Source organism: Nocardia sp. NBC_00881 (genome assembly GCF_045207455.1).
Taxonomy (GTDB): domain Bacteria; phylum Actinomycetota; class Actinomycetes; order Mycobacteriales; family Mycobacteriaceae; genus Nocardia.
In genome coordinates this window covers 5433661-5448722 of sequence record NZ_CP108798.1, presented here as the reverse complement: position 1 = coordinate 5448722, position 15062 = coordinate 5433661, and the positions used below count along the sequence as shown (strand labels likewise).

11 protein-coding genes are annotated in these 15062 nt (G+C 68.9%); 4 read left to right on the top strand and 7 right to left on the bottom strand.

Going from position 1 to position 15062, the window contains the following annotated elements; genetic code table 11:
• Nucleotides 1-2 precede the first annotated feature (2 nt).
• The 4 genes from OH799_RS23230 to OH799_RS23215 all read right to left on the bottom strand — a co-directional run bounded on the left by OH799_RS23230 (nucleotide 3) and on the right by OH799_RS23215 (nucleotide 6680).
• On the bottom strand, nucleotides 3-4622 hold the full coding sequence (locus OH799_RS23230; RefSeq protein ID WP_406282413.1) for an alpha-(1->3)-arabinofuranosyltransferase: 4620 nt from the start codon (nucleotides 4620-4622) through the stop codon (nucleotides 3-5).
• 7 nt (nucleotides 4623-4629) lie between these two features.
• Complete coding sequence (locus OH799_RS23225; RefSeq protein WP_357259186.1) at nucleotides 4630-4800, bottom strand: DUF2613 domain-containing protein; 171 nt, start codon at nucleotides 4798-4800, stop codon at nucleotides 4630-4632.
• Nucleotides 4801-4989: 189 nt separating this feature from the next.
• Nucleotides 4990-6084, bottom strand: coding sequence for an isochorismate synthase MenF (locus tag OH799_RS23220; RefSeq protein ID WP_406267824.1), 1095 nt, complete (start codon nucleotides 6082-6084; stop codon nucleotides 4990-4992).
• Nucleotides 6085-6206: 122 nt separating this feature from the next.
• Nucleotides 6207-6680: a universal stress protein gene (locus tag OH799_RS23215; RefSeq protein ID WP_406267821.1), complete on the bottom strand. Its 474-nt coding sequence runs from the start codon at nucleotides 6678-6680 to the stop codon at nucleotides 6207-6209.
• A 185-nt stretch (nucleotides 6681-6865) separates the two neighbouring features.
• Here OH799_RS23215 and OH799_RS23210 point away from each other — a divergent pair, with 185 nt between their 5' ends.
• From OH799_RS23210 to OH799_RS23200, 3 genes are all read left to right on the top strand, one after another.
• Nucleotides 6866-8029 carry a glycoside hydrolase family 3 N-terminal domain-containing protein gene (locus OH799_RS23210; RefSeq protein WP_406267818.1) on the top strand — a complete coding sequence of 388 codons (1164 nt, stop codon included), beginning with the start codon at nucleotides 6866-6868 and terminating at the stop codon, nucleotides 8027-8029.
• 100 nt (nucleotides 8030-8129) lie between these two features.
• Entirely contained in the window at nucleotides 8130-8729 is a 600-nt protein-coding gene (locus OH799_RS23205; RefSeq protein WP_357259198.1) for a TetR/AcrR family transcriptional regulator, read from the top strand.
• A 120-nt stretch (nucleotides 8730-8849) separates the two neighbouring features.
• Entirely contained in the window at nucleotides 8850-10115 is a 1266-nt protein-coding gene (locus tag OH799_RS23200) for a DUF5685 family protein (RefSeq protein ID WP_406267814.1), read from the top strand.
• Nucleotides 10116-10208: 93 nt separating this feature from the next.
• Here OH799_RS23200 and OH799_RS23195 read toward each other — a convergent pair whose 3' ends face one another.
• Nucleotides 10209-11078, bottom strand: a complete 870-nt coding sequence (locus OH799_RS23195; RefSeq protein WP_406267811.1) for a MaoC family dehydratase — start codon at nucleotides 11076-11078, stop codon at nucleotides 10209-10211.
• Nucleotides 11075-12433: a 3-oxoacyl-ACP reductase gene (locus tag OH799_RS23190; protein WP_406267808.1), complete on the bottom strand. Its 1359-nt coding sequence runs from the start codon at nucleotides 12431-12433 to the stop codon at nucleotides 11075-11077. Before OH799_RS23190 ends, OH799_RS23195 begins: the two co-directional genes overlap by 4 nt.
• A gap of 209 nt (nucleotides 12434-12642) precedes the next feature.
• On the opposite strand from OH799_RS23190, the gene OH799_RS23185 reads away from it, so the two are divergent.
• Nucleotides 12643-13965: an acetyl-CoA C-acetyltransferase gene (locus tag OH799_RS23185; protein ID WP_406267805.1), complete on the top strand. Its 1323-nt coding sequence runs from the start codon at nucleotides 12643-12645 to the stop codon at nucleotides 13963-13965.
• A gap of 61 nt (nucleotides 13966-14026) precedes the next feature.
• On the opposite strand, the gene gnd is transcribed toward OH799_RS23185, so the two are convergent.
• Entirely contained in the window at nucleotides 14027-15055 is a 1029-nt protein-coding gene (gene gnd, locus OH799_RS23180) for a phosphogluconate dehydrogenase (NAD(+)-dependent, decarboxylating) (protein WP_406267802.1), read from the bottom strand.
• Between the last annotated feature and the right edge of the window lie 7 nt (nucleotides 15056-15062).

Here is a 15062-nt window from a genome sequence, read left to right as displayed (position 1 = left end):
CGCTAACCAGCGCCTCGTCGGCGGGGCAGCGCCGCGACCCCCACAGCGACGACCGCGAGCAGGGCGGGCAACTGCGCAAGCAGCGACCCGCCCATATAACCGTCGGGCGAGCGCCACGGCCCGGTGGATAACGCGGTAGCGGACAACGCCGTGCCGACACCCGCCACGATGACGAGTGCGCGTGGAGCGATGTGCGGAGCGAAACGGGTCGCGGCCAAGGCGATCACCGTCGCGACGGTGCCGACCGGGCCCGCGATCAACGTGGTCGCGGCGGTGAGCCCGACCGCTGCCGGCCACCATCTTCCCCAGGTGCGCGGTGCCGAATCCGTTGCTGTGCCCAGCTCCTCCGCCTGCGTGTCGACGGCGCGACCGGAGGCGGAAGCAGGTTGTTTCTGCACCCGTGCGCGGCGAGGAATGGCGAGGACCGCGAGCGGAAGGAGCAGCAGCAGGCCGCCGAAGATGCCGAGTCGGTACCAGTGGTCGGCAGGAAAGGAGACCGTGACCGGGCCGGTGACGTCGGCGGGCAGCAGCCACGCTTGTTGCCAGCCATTGGCCACCACCGGTTCGAGGACGCGCCCATCCGGCGTCGTAGCACGCCAACCGACATTTGTGCTCAGAGGCAGCACGAGTAGGCGGCTATTCGCGTCCCACTGTCGCGGCGTGGGCGAAGTCAGCTCGGTGCGGTCCATGGGCAGCGGATCGACCGAGAACGGGCCGGTGGGGGCAACCGTCACGTCGGTCTGGCTCGGCGAGAGAAACTGTTTGCCCTGCGTTGTGGCCTCCGGTCGACTGCGATCAATGCGCAGCCGATCGACGAAGAACAGGTCGGTCGGGCCGACCGTCACGTCGGCCCGGCCCTGCGGCAGGACGAACTCGCCGTCAGGCGCGGTATCCGGCTCGACGAGTTCGTCGGCGGTGGAGTCGTTCGCGCAAACCCGAGCTGGAACCGGAGCGCCGGAACGCAATTCGTCGGCGGTGCCGACGACGGTGGTATGCAGGACCCGCCCGCCGACGCTGATGGTGGGGCCGAGCGCGCACGGTACGGTGATCTCGCGGCCGAGCGGTGCGGGTTCGGGGTAGTCCGGGCCGAGCACCGCCACCTCGGCGAGGCCGGGCGGCTGCGTTTGCACGAAGCCGAGTGCGGTCTGGTCCAGCACCGGCTTCCAGGTGCGCAAGCTGAGTTCGACCCGGTCGGTCATGGTGGGGTGCAGAGAGATTCGGGTCGGCGCACCCGGGGAACTTTCGTCCAGCTCACGCACTTGGGGGCCGTCGCCGAGATTCACTGTCACCGAGGTGGGCGCCGCGGGCAGCCCGCCGAGCGAGGGGGTCAGCTCCAATCCGGTCACCAGAGCGGGATCGGGCAGTTCGATCGTGAGCGTCGGCCTGCCGGCGGTCAGTTCCCGGACGGAGCCCTCCGGCGCGGTCCAGCTGGTGCGCGGGTCGCCGTCGGTCGCGGCGAACGCGGCCCCCCGGAGGTCGCCGACGTCGGCTTTCCCCCGGGCTACCGGCCGGCCGTGGTCGGTCAGCAGCGCCTCCAGCGCCGGGCCCTGCCTGGTGCGGACCGTCAATTCCGGAGTCACCGACATCGGCTCCGGTACCGACAGGGTGCGCTCGAACGTTCCCGGTTCCTCCGGAGCCAACGCGAGGCCCTTGCTGCATCGAACCCGGTCGGGTGAATCGAAGCAGGCGCTGCGGCCCGGAAATTCCTGCCCTAGATCCCAGGCGCGAACCTGTGCGCCCGTCGGTGTGGGCGGCAGTACCGTGCGATGCCGGATGTCTACCCGGACCGGCGCGTCACGCACCGAATAGTCGTTGAGGGCGAGTTCGCTGATGCCGAATTGTCCGCCGCGGGAACCACCTTCGGTGCGGATGGCCGTGATGGTCAGCCATTCTGTCGTGCCCGCGGGCAGCGAAACCGAAACGGGCACACCAGGTTCAGGCACTCGTAGTGAGACGGTGCCGTTGGCGGTGCGCACCTCGACCCACTTGACCGGGTCGCCGATGGCAGCCGAGCTGGTGGTCAGGTTCAGCTGTCCGGTCTTGATCGGGCGGTCGAGGTCGAGCCGAAGCCACTGACCCAGTGCGCGTTCGGTGCCGTTACTGATCCAGGCGGTGGCCGGATCGCCGTCGACCACGGCCGCGGTCGAACTGCCCGGCGCCGCGCCACCGAGCTGGGTGGCGTCCGCGGCCGAACTCGATGCGGTGATCGTCGCGCCAGACCACTCGCCGCGCACCAGCTCGGTGCCGGGCACCGGGTAATCAGGTACGAGATTGTGCGTGCGGCGCGCGTCGTCGGGAGCGCGGAGCGCGGAATTGTGGTTGTCCACCCGGCCGAAATCGGCTTCGCGATCCATCGGGGTATCGGTGACCGTGATCGGGCCGACAGGCAGTCCGGCCCGCGCCGCGTCCGCGGCGAGCAAGCTGGGAGTCTCGGCCGTTTCCGGATCGCGGTGCAGTCGTTCGAGCACTTCCGGACCGCCTTGCACCACGGGAACCTGCCCGAGCGGGACGGTATACGCGCCGGGGAAAGAGTCCGGGGCGCCGGTCCCGCCGCGCACCTCGGTAGGCGTTCCCGGCGGACTCGTGTCCACTCGGTAGATCTCTATCGCCGGATATGGGGGCCGCAGATCGCCGTCGGCTACCAGATCGTCGGCGATCACCACCGACTCGATCGGGTCGCCGAACGCGGCGACCTTACGCAAGCCGGGGGAGCCGTCGAGCGCTCGGTGCGCCAGCATCGGACGCGTCGACCTGGAAGTATCAGGATCGAGGTCATTGCGCAGCACCACGATTCCGATGCCCTGTTCGGCCAGCGTCGCGGCCAGCCCCGCCGAAGGCCTGCCGTCGGCGATCAGCCGCTGCACCGAATCCATCGCGCGGATGGTGCCGGGCGGGTTGAGCGGTACCGCGTCGCGGACCGCCCACGGTGTGCTCGCCAGCGCCTGCAGCGGTTCGTCCCTGGTCAGTCCCCACACCTGGCTGCCGAACGGCGCGCCCGGCACCACAAGGGCGCGGGTGTCGGAGGCATTGTGTCGCAGCCAGTCCGCGGTCTGCTGCCAGTAGGCGGGCACCCGGTCGTAGGCACCGCGCGGTGCGAGCTTGCCGGTCCAAGCCAGCGACGTGGACAGCGCCAGCGCGGTCAGGATCAGTGCGGCGACCGCGACCGCGCGATCCCGCTCCGGGTGCGCGAACGCGTCGCGCCACACCCGCACCGGCACCGAGCCGGGCAGCGGAACCCTGGCCAGCAGTTGGGCGAGGCCGAGCACGAGGGGAATACGGATCAGCGGTTCCAACTTGTGCACGTTTCGCAGCGGGGCGCCGCCGGAATCCAGAAAGACCCGAACCGATTCCGCGAAAGGCCCGCCCAGCTCGCCAACGTAGCCTGCGCAGATCCCGACCAGCCCGACGCACAGGATCAGGACGAGCCTGCCGCGACACGGCATGGACCGCAGGGCGAGTCCGGCCATGCCGGCCGCCGCGAGCAACCCGGTCGCGAGCACCGCCGCGGGCTGGGTCACCAGCACCGCGCCCGCGATACGTTCCGGCGAGACGAACGGAGTCCAGCTGTCGGTGCCGCGCAGCACCTCGGCGAGCGAGGCCCACTGCGTGGTCACCCCGGAGGATTCGATGTAATCCAGGAATGGCGGACTCACCTTGCCGAGCAGCAGCAGCGGTACCGCCCACCAGAACGTGGCGAGCACGAGCGACGGAATCCATGCCGCCGTGAACCGCCACCAGTGCCGGTTCAGGCGGTACGACGCCCATCGAGCGCGGCCGGACGTACTCCTCGCCGGACCGAGCGCAGGCGAGGTAGCCGCAGGTTGTGCGCTGTCGGACGTAGTCCGTCCGTAGCCCCGCGCCGGACCGAGCGCAGGCGAGGTAGCCGCAGGTTGTGCGCTGTCGGACGTAGTCCGTCCGTAGCCCCGCGCCGGACCGAGCGCAGGCGAGGTAGCCGCCCACCACAGCAGGGCGGGCAGGAAGGCGGCGACCGTCGCCACCGCGTTGACCGAGCCCATCAGGGCAAGCGCCAACGCGCTGCCCGCCGGCGATGCGGCGCCGCCTCGTCGCCGCTCGCGATGGGCGATACCGAGCGCGGCAGGCGCCAGCAGCACCCACGGCGCCAGCATCATCGGCAGCGTTTCCGACGAGATCGATCCGAGCGTGGTCAGCACCCGAGGCGACAGGGCGAACGCGATCGCCGCGACGACGCGCGACCCGCGCGTGCCGATGCCGAGCGTTTCACAGAGGCGGATGATCCCCCAGAATCCGGCGAGCAGCAGCAGTGCCCACCAGATCCGCTGAGTGGCCCAGGCGGGCACGCCGAGCGCGTGCCCGAGCGAGAAGAACGCGCCGTGCGGAAAGAAGTATCCGTAGGCCTGGTTCTGCACCTGGCCCATCGGTGCCTGGCTGCTCCACAGATGGCTCGCGCGTTCCAGGAAGCCTATTGGGTTCTGTGCCAGGTCGTATTTTGTGTCGGCGACCGTGAGTCCGGGTGCCTGTGCGAAGGTCAGCAGAAACGCCGCGACGAGGGACGCCGCGAACCAGCGCCTACCGAGCGGCGCAGTGCTGTGCTGCCCCGGCGCCGCGGAGGATCCGAGCGAGTCGGCAGGTGCAGCGGAGATCAGCGGCTCAGCGGCTGCCGTACTCAACGGTGTTCAGTAGCGAGGAGTCCTTGTCGCCGCTGCGGTCGATGTCCGGGCGCGAGTTCTGCTGGACCGCCACGGTGATGAGGAGAACACCGATCACGCCCAGCACGGCGCCGGCAACCGCACTCGCAACACCAGGGACAGCAAACTTCATCGGAGCACTCCAATACATCGATGCAGGCACATTCTCGGTCAACCTAGCAGGGCGTCCGGTCTTTGTATTCGTTCAGGCTGTGCAATCCCCTCGGTGCGCCGCGCATGGCTCGCGACGGGCGTCGCAACTCGACGCCGAGAAATTCGGGACCAGTGGGCCGGAATGATCTTGACGGCGCCGAACTCGACCTCAGTGTGCGGGCAGCGTGCAGTGCAGTCCGCCCAGCAGGGTGCGCAGCTTCGCGGTGGTCTCGTCGAGCTCGGCCTGCGGGTCGGAGGCCGCGACGATGCCGCCGCCCGCATACGCGCGCACAGTGCGCCCATCGGCCGACAGCTCGGCGCTGCGGATCGCGACCACCCATGCACCGTCGCCGTTCGCGTCGCACCAACCGACGGCTCCGCCATAGAACCCGCGGTCCTCCTCCAGGTCCGCGATGGTGTCGAGCGCGAGGCCGGTCGGGGTGCCGCAGACCGCGGGTGTCGGGTGCAGCGACAAGGCCAGGTCGAGTGCGGTGGTCGCGGCGTCGCGCAGGCGTCCGGTGATCGGCGTCGCGAGGTGCCACACTTCGTGGGTGTTGATCAGTTCCGGGCCATCCGGAATGGACAGCTCGAAGCAGACCGGGCCGAGTCGCTCGCGAATCCAGTCGATCACGAACTCGTGCTCGACCCGATTCTTGGTGCTGGCCAACAGGTCCCGGGCTTGCGCGGTGTCGGCATCCGGGTCGGCATGCCGCGGCAGGGTACCCGCCAGCGGACGGAGCGTGACCGTGTCGCCCTGGCGGGTGATCAGTACCTCGGGTGTGGCGCCCACCAGCGTCGCCCCGGTCCGTCCTGCGGCCGTCAGGTCGACCGCGAAGACGTTCGCATGGGGATGCCTGGTCAGCAGGTGTCTGGCGACCAGTTCCGGGTCCAGTGCCGCCCGCGCCTCGGCCAGCACGGAACGTGCCGCGACGACCTTGCGCAGCGGCTGCGCCGAGTCATTCAGCTGCTCCACCAGTTTCGTCACCCGCGCCACATGCTCTGCCGGGCTCGGTATCTCGGTGACGACCTGCACCGCGGGCAGGTCGGGAAGCGCAGCCTGCCGCCAGGGGCCTGCCGTGTGCTGGGCGCGTTCGGGCACAGTCAGCGCGGCTGGACGACGCGGGTCGAAGGGCAGCGCACCGACGATCAACTCCGCCGTCTTGTCCCGCAGCGCCGCAACCGCCCGGTCCGCCTCGTCGAAGGAGACCCGGCTGCCGTAAGCCCGCACGACGCTGTCGGGCTGAGCGAGCAGGAATCCATCCATAGTTCCCCGACCCTAACCCCGCCCGCGCTCCACACCCGGCCCAGAGCGACCGAAATCTCACGAGCGGCACATGCCGCGGCAAACGCCGGAGACCTCGCCGAGGCGCGCCACTCGTCGGCGGATTACGTGGTTTTGCCGGGTGGGACGAGAAGGACGGGTCGATGGCAGTGCTTGAGGACGGCGTCGGCGACGCTGCTGTGCAGCAAGGCGCGGATACCGGTGGCGCCGCGGGTGCCCGCGACGATGATGTCGGCATCCAACTCGTCGGCGCATTCGACGATGGCGTTCCAGATCGTCGTCGTGCATTCGACGGTGCGTGCCTCGGCGTTCAGGCCCGCGAGCTCGGCCAGCAGCACACCCTCGGCGTTGGTGGCGCGGGCGTCGACGTAAGCCACATCCTCGATCTCGTCGTCGGGCACCCATTCCGGTTGCATGACACCGGACAGCCCGGAGAGGCGTGCGGCCTGGCGCACCATGGGTTCCCACGCGGTCAGCACGATCGCCCGATTCGCACTGAGGAACCGTCCGGCGTATTCGATGGCCCGCTTGGCGTTCTCCGAACCGTCGTAGGCGATGAGCATCAGATCGCAGGGCATGATGACCTCCTGAGGGGAGACTCCGGCGACACCTCGGGATTACCCGCAGCGAGGCCACATGAACCTCGAGTGCGCACACGGAAGACCTGCGCATACGCGGTCGAACTCGCGCTCGGTCGGTCTTGGTTTCGATAGGGACGTAGCGACTGGGCTCCGCCATCACCCCCCGAGTACCGTTGATCCCCATGCGGAAGACGCCTCTGCTCGTGCTTGCCGTTTTCGCCGCCGTCGCGACCGCGTGCTCGGGCGGCAGCTCCACCGATTCGACATCGGCGCGGGCTACCACACCGGATGCGACGACCGCCGCCGCCGTGCCGGTCACATCCCCGGCTCGGCAGGACTGCACCGCGGGGTATCTCGCGCAGTTCACGACGCGCGAGAAGTTGGCCCAACTGCTGACAGTCGGCGTCACCGGCGGCGCGGACGCCACCGATGTAGTGCGTACCGAGCAGGTCGGTGGCATCTTCGTCGGTGGCTGGACCGACCAGGCGCTACTCGGTTCGGGTGAGATCGCGCAGGTAAAACAGGCCGCCAAGGTGCCGCTGATGGTAACCATCGACGAAGAGGGCGGCCGCGTCTCCCGGGTCCGCGACTTGATCGGGCCCGCGCCGTCGGCTCGCGTGACCGCGCAGACCATGACCCCCGAGCAGTTCTATGACGCGACCCTGACCAGGGGTCGGGCCTTGAAGGACCTCGGCGTGACGGTGGACTTCGCCCCCGACGTCGACGTCAGCAGCCAGCCCGACGACGCGGTGATCGGTGACCGCTCCTTCTCCGACGACCCTGCCGTGGTCACCCGCTACGCGGACGCCTACATCCGTGCGATGCGCGAGGTCGGTGTCGGCACGGTGATGAAGCATTTCCCTGGGCACGGCTCCGGCTCCGGTGACTCGCACACCGGCGCGGTCCGTACCCCGCCGCTGGACGCGATGCAGACCGTCGACCTCGTGCCGTTTCGCGACCTGATCGGCTCGGGCGCGGCCGTGATGGTCGGCCACCTGGACGTGCCGGGCCTGACCACCCCGAACGTTCCGGCCAGCATCAGCCCGCAGGCGATGGCGTTGCTGCGGGAAGGCCGGGGTTACGGCGCCGGACCCCTCCAGGGACCGATCTTCACCGACGACCTGGGCGGCATGGCCGCGATCAGTAGCCGGATGTCGATCGAGGACGCGGTCGAGGCCGCACTGCTCGCCGGTGCCGACAACGCCCTGTGGATCACCACCGACGCGGTGCCCCAGGTGCTCGACCGGCTGGAACAGGCCGTATCGAGTGGGCGCTTGTCCATGGCGCAGGTGGATGCCTCGGTGCTGCGCACGGCCACTTTCAAGGGTGCGCTGCCGCGCTGCTGACGCGCGCCGCCCGTCGAAGCCGGGTGGGGGGAGAGCAAATCGGACCCCCGGAACTTACCTTGGAGTAATATATGAGATTCACCATGTGGTAGGAGTGTGGATGGCGGGCGGAACGAAGCGACTCCCACGGGCGGTTCGTGAGCAGCAGATGCTCGACGCCGCCGTGGAGGTTTTCTCGCGTAAAGGCTTCCACGACACGTCGATGGACGCGATCGCCGCCGAGGCGAAGATTTCGAAGCCGATGCTGTACCTCTACTACGGCTCCAAAGACGAACTCTTCCGTGCGTGCATTCAGCGCGAGGGGCTACGGTTCATCGAGTCCGTCGCGCCCGCGGGCAACCCCTTGTTGTCGCCGCACGAGCAGGTCCGCACCGCACTGGAGGGGTTCCTCGGCTTCGTCGACCGCAATCGCCGCTCCTGGCAGGTGCTCTACCGTCAGGCCATCGGCCAGCAAGCGTTCGCGTCGGAGATCGAAAACGCTCGCGAGCGCGTCATCGAGCTGACCGCCAAGCTGCTCGAGTCCAGTGCCAAGCATGCGGAGCCGGGTACGAACTTCGACGTTGTCGCGGTCGCCGTGATCGGCGCGGGTGAGGCGATCGCCGACCGCTTGTCCAGCGGCCGCATCGAGGTCGCGGAGGCCGTCGACCTCCTCGACGACCTGGCCTGGCGCGGTCTGGCCGGCCGGAAGAAGACCGAGTAGTCCGCACGCCCCTCCGTTGGCGAACGCACCAGTTGCCACTGGGCCGCCAGCCTGCCAGAGTGCTGAAGTTCAGAAACGCGGACCGGCTCATTCGAGCGAGCCGGGAGAAACGGGGCGGAAGTGTTCGGGTTGCTCAGGCCGTGTGCGCACGGTGCTCAGAAGTATGGAATCGACGCGGACGAGTGGCGCACGCATCTGTGCGGGTTGTGTCTCGGGCTGCGGGACGGGCACGGTCAGCTCGCCCGTGCCACCACCAACAAGGACGCGCTCGTGTTGAGCATGCTCACCGAGGTGCAGTCCGGCTCGGCGGCACGCACCACCGCCGCGCCCTGCCCGCTGCGCGGGATGCGACGCGCGTCGGTAGCGACCGCGGACTCTCCTGGCGTCCAGCTCGCAACCACCGCCTCGTTGCTGTTGGCGGCAGCGAAGATTCGCGACCACGTGGACGATGGGGACGTCGCCGTGCTCACTCGCAGGCCGTTGGCCAAAGCGGCGACCCGCTGGGCTGAGGAAGCGCGCGCGGGCGCCGTGCGGATCGGTCTCGATGTCGAACCGCTCGTCGCCGCGCTCGGCACCCAAGTGCACCTGGAGCAAGCCACGAAAGGCCAGTCTGCCGTTCGTGATTCGAGTGCATCCACCGGGTTCATGCCGGAATCGCTTGCTGCGTCGGCGCATTGGCGTTCGGCGATGGCGCCGTCAGCTGACCCTCTGACCCGGCTGACCGCGCCCACCCAACTGTGCGCGTCGGAGTTCTTCGCCCACACCGCCGTGCTGGCCGACCGTCCGGATAACGCCGACGCGCTCCGCGAAGCGGGCTGGCAGTTCGGCCGGATCGCACATCTGGCCGACGCCGTCGCGGACTATGACGACGATCTTGCGCGGAACCACTTCAACCCGCTCGCGGCTACCGGAACCACGGTGCCCGAAGCCTACGACCTGCTGCGGCACTCGAATTCGAGCCTGCGCGCGGCGATCGCGGCGGCCGAGCTCAGCCGAGTGCCGACCGTGCGCTGGATGCTGCTCGATCCGCTGACCTCGGTGCTGCGACGACTCGGCGGCGGTATCGGGGCGGTCGTCGCGCACACCTGCTCGGCCGCACGCGACACCGCCGGTCTGCCGCATGCGCACGCCCGCGGCACCGGTCATCGCCCGCCGACCCGCCGGCCAGGTGTCGGTGAATCCCTCGCGCTCATCCTCGGCGCCTACTGCACTGGTTACGCCTGCTGCGCCGACCACACCCAGCCCTGCACCGGTGAACGCAGAGACGCCTGGATCAAGGACTGCGAGTGCGATGGCGGCTGTGCCGATTGCTGTAGCTGCTGCGGTGATGGCTGTAGCTGCTGCGGTGATGGCTGTAGCTGCTGCGACTGCGGCTGTGACTGCTGATCCGGTTGCCCGTATTCCGGCCGGGCACGGAAATGACCGGAGCCGTATGCCGATTCACGCGAATCGACATACGGCTCCGGTGATCGGGTTCGCTCAGCGCAGGGTCGCCGCCAGGTGTGGGTAGCCCTTCTTCGGGTGGCGCAGTGCGAGATCCCAACCGCCGTCGACCTGGTCGGCGTACAGGTTCACGGTGGAGGGCAGCAGTATCGGCTTGCCGAACTTGACTTCGTAGGTAGTCGTTTCCGGGATGCGGCCCTCGATGGCGCCGAGGACGGTCGCCGCCGACCACATGCCGTGCGCGATCGTCTTGGAAAAGCCGAATGCCTTGGCGCCCAATGCGGAGGTGTGGATCGGATTGTGGTCACCGGACGCGGCCGCGTACCGGGTGATCGTCTTCTGGTCCACTCGAAGCGTGCGCAACGGCGGCGGTGGGACCTCGTCCGGCTTGGGCTCCGGCTTCGGGCCGCCCGACAGCGATGTTCGCTGCTGATGCAGGAACGTGGTGACCTGGTGCCATACCAGCTCTCGCCCCACCTTCACGTCGCTGATCGCGTCGACGAGCAGGCCTTTGGGGTGCTCGCGCAGGTTCTCGACGTGCGTGCGGATGTCCAGCGGCTCGCTCACCGAGACGTCGCGGGTGCGCGCGATCAGGTTCTGCGCGTGTACCGCGCCCACCGCGACGAACGGGAAGTCCCGCGCAACTACCAGCTGCATAGCCAGCGGGAAGGTGAGGATGAACGGATAGGTGAGCGGCAGCGCGTCGCCGAACCGCAAACCGGTCGCCCGGCAGTAGGCGGCCAGGTGATCCGGATCCACGCGCAGCCCGTCGAGTTGGACAGCGCGGTCCGGCACCGTTGACTTGCGCGCCGATACCAGCGGCACCGGCACCGCGCCGAGCGCGGCTTTGACGAACAGACTGCTGTTCTTCGGCGGTTCGGTCAGCGAGATCGTTTGCGTCATCATGCCCCGATCAGGCTCTGCCCACAGACTCGAACGATGTTGCCGCTGACCGCGTTCGAGGCTGGGCTCGCGAAGTACGCGATGGTCTCGGCGACGTCGATGGTCTGGCCGCCCTGCAGCAGCGAACTCATCAGCCGGCCCGCCTCCCGGGTGGCAAGCGGGATGGCGGCGGTCATCGCGGTCTCGATGAAACCGGGCGCGACGGCGTTGATGGTGATGCCCTTCTCCGCCAGCTTCGGCGCCTCGGCGTCGACCATGCCGATGACGCCTGCCTTGGAGGCGCCGTAGTTGGTCTGGCCGCGGTTGCCCGCGATGCCCGCGATCGAGGACACGTCGATCACGCGACCGCCTTCCTTCAGCGCGCCCCTGGCCACCAGGCCCTCGGTGATCCGGTGCGGCGCCGCGAGATTCACGTCGATGACCGAGTTCCAGCGGCCCTCGTCCATGTTCGCCAGCAGCTTGTCACGGGTGATGCCCGCGTTGTGCACGACGATGTCGATGCCGCCGAACCGCTCGGTGGCGAACTCGGCCAGCTTCTCGGCGGCGTCGGGGGCGGTGACGTCGAGCGCGAGGGCGGTGCCGCCGACCTTGTTGGCGGTCTGTGACAGCGCCTCACCCGCCGCCGGGATGTCGGCGACGATCACTTGCGCGCCGTCGCGGGCGAATACCTCGGCGATGGTGGCGCCGATGCCGCGCGCCGCACCGGTGACCACGGCGACCTTGCCGTCCAGCGGGCGATCCCAGCTGGCGGGGGCGGACGCGTCGTCCTTTCCGACCCGGATGACCTGGCCGTCGACGAACGCCGACTTGGCCGAGAGCAGGAAGCGCAGGGTCGACTCCAGGCCGGTGGCGGCGGCCGACGCCTCCGGGTGCAGGTACACCAGCTGGGCGGTCGAGCCGCGCCGCAGCTCCTTGCCGACCGAGCGGGTGAAGCCCTCCAGCGCGCGCTGTGCGATCTGTTCGTCCACGCTCGACGTCAGTTCGGGGGTGGTGCCGATGACCACGATCCGCCCGGACGGTGTGACACTGCGCATGGCGGGCTGGAAGAACTCGAACAGCTGCGAGAGGTCCTCGATCGAGCCGATGCCGGTGGCGTCGAACACCAGGGCGCCGTACTTGGTGCCGGTACTCGGCGCGTCGGCGAAGGCGTAGTCCGACAGCAGAGCGCGGACCGGCTCGGCGACGCGGCCCTTGCCGCCGATCAGCACCGGACCGGGCAGCGGCGGCTGGTCCTTGACGTAGCGACGCAGGTTCTCCGGCCGCGGCAGGCCGAGCTTGTCGGCCAGGAACGCGCCGGGGGCGGAGTGTACGAACGATCCGTAGAGGTTGGGAGCACCCTTGCTTTTGCTGGCTGCCACTATTCCTACCTTTTCTGAGTTCTGTCTCTCGGTTTGGGGTCGCCCCGGCGCGGTCTGCTGGCGCACTTTTGCGGGGTACAGTATCGACAACAAACTTACTCCAGAGTAAGTTTGTTGTAAACAACCATGGCGGGGCGCCGATCTGCGTGGACCCTTCACGCCGACGCCGGGCCGCCGGGCCATCCATCCACGAGACCTTGGAGACTCGAGTGACCAGCAAAGCTCGTTCGGCGAAGAGCACCACCAACACCGGTAAGACCAGCCGTCCGGTCGCGATCGTGGGCGGCAACCGGATTCCGTTCGCTCGCTCCGACAGGTCGTACGCGCATGCCTCCAATCAGGACATGTTCACCGCCGCGCTGGACGGCCTCGTCAGCCGCTTCGGCCTGCAGGGTGAGCGGCTCGGCATGGTCGTCGGCGGTGCGGTCCTGAAGCGGGTCGGGGAGCACGGCCTGATTCGCGAGAGCGTGCTCGGCAGCAAACTCAGCCCCTACACCCCGGCGCACGATCTGCAGCTGGCCTGCGGCACCGGACTCCAGGCGATCGTCACCGTCGGTGACGCGATCGCCGCGAGTCGCATCGAGGCCGGCGTGGGCGGCGGCACCGACACCACGTCTGACGCACCGATCGGAGTAAGTGATGCCCTGCGCGAGTGGTTGCTCGACGCCAACCGTGCCAAGAGCAACAAGGACCGCCTCAAGCTGGTCGGCCAGCTGCGCCCGAGCATGCTCGGCATCGAGATACCGCGCAACGCCGAGCCGCGCACCGGTCTGTCCATGGGTGAGCACGCCGCCATCACGGCCAAGGAATTCGGCATTCCCCGCGAGGCGCAGGACGAGCTGGCCTACCTCTCGCACAAGAACATGGCCGCCGCCTACGATCGCGGCTTCTTCGACGACCTGATCACCCCGTTCCTCGGGCTGACCCGCGACGACAATCTGCGCCCGAACTCCTCGGTCGAGAAGCTGGCTACCCTGAAGCCGGTCTTCGGGGTCAAAGCGGGCGACGCGACCATGACCGCGGGCAATTCCACCCCGCTCACCGACGGCGCTTCCGCAGTGTTGCTGTCCAGCGAGGAGTGGGCCGCCGAGCACACCCTTCCGGTACTGGCTCACCTGGTCGACAGCGAGGTCGCCGCGGTCGACTACATCCACGGCCCCGACGGCCTGCTGATGGCGCCGACCTACGCGGTGCCGCGGTTGCTCGCCCGTAACGGCCTCACCCTGCAGGACTTCGACTACTACGAGATCCACGAGGCGTTCGCTTCCGTGGTGCTGGCCACCCTGGCCGCGTGGGAGTCCGACGCCTACTGCAAGGAGCGGCTCGGCCTGGACGGCGCGCTCGGCTCGATCGATCGCAGCAAGCTCAACGTCAACGGTTCGTCGCTGGCGGCGGGTCACCCGTTCGCCGCGACCGGCGGCCGCATCGTCGCCTCCACCGCGAAGCTGCTGGCGGAGAGGGGATCCGGCCGTGCACTGATCTCCATCTGTGCCGCGGGTGGCCAGGGCGTGGTCGCCATCGTCGAGCGGTAACGCCCGCACGACGAACGTGCCCCGGATCGGAAGTCCCGGTCGGGGCCACGTTCGTTGCCGCTTACTTCCCGGGCAGCTCGTTGTGCCCGCCGAACGCCAGGCGCATCGCCGAGAGCACCTTGTCCGCGTACAGCGACTCGCCTCGCGAGGAGAACCGCGCGAACAAGGCGGCCGCCAGCACCGGCGCGGGCACGCCGGTGTCGATCGCCGCGTCGACCGTCCAGCGTCCCTCGCCGGAATCCGACACCCGGCCGCCGTACGACTCCAGGCTCGGGTCGGCGTGCAGTGCGGCCGCAGTGAGGTCCAGCAACCACGAGGCGACCACCGACCCGCGCCGCCACACCTCGGTGACCTCGGGCACGTCGATGTCGTACTGGTAATACTCGGGGTGCTCCAGCGGCGTCTCCTCCGCGGAGAACTCGCCCGCGTGCGCGGCGCCGTAGTTCGCCTTGTGCAAGATATTGAGACCCTCGGCGTAGGCCGCCATCGCGCCGTACTCGATGCCGTTGTGCACCATCTTCACGAAGTGCCCAGCGCCCGCGGGTCCGCAGTGGAGGTAACCCTGCTCGGCGGTGGAGGGTTCACCGGTGCGTCCCGGCGTGCGCTCGGCCGCGCCCAGGCCCGGCGCGATGGACTTCAGCAGCAGGTCCAGGTACGTCACCTGCTCGGCCTCGCCGCCGATCATGAGGCAGTAGCCCCTGGTCAGGCCGAACACGCCACCTGAGGTGCCGATGTCCAGGTAGTGGATGCCCTTGGGCTTCAGCCGCGCGGCACGCTCGAGGTCCTCGTGGTAGCGGCTGTTGCCGCCGTCGATGATGATGTCGCCGGGCTCGAGCAGTTCGGCTACCTGGTCGATCACCGCGCCGGTCGCGCCTGCGGGGATCATCACCCACACCACGCGCGGTGTCTCCAGCTTGCTCACGAAATCGGCGAGTTCAGTGGAGCCCTGGAAGCTGTCACCCAGCTCTTCGCGCAGTTCGTCGATGTGTTTGGGGCGACGTTCGTAGCCGACGGCGGTGTGTCCGTCCTCGACGATGCGGCGCACGATATTGGCGCCCATCCGGCCCAGGCCGATCATTCCCAGCTGCATGCCATCC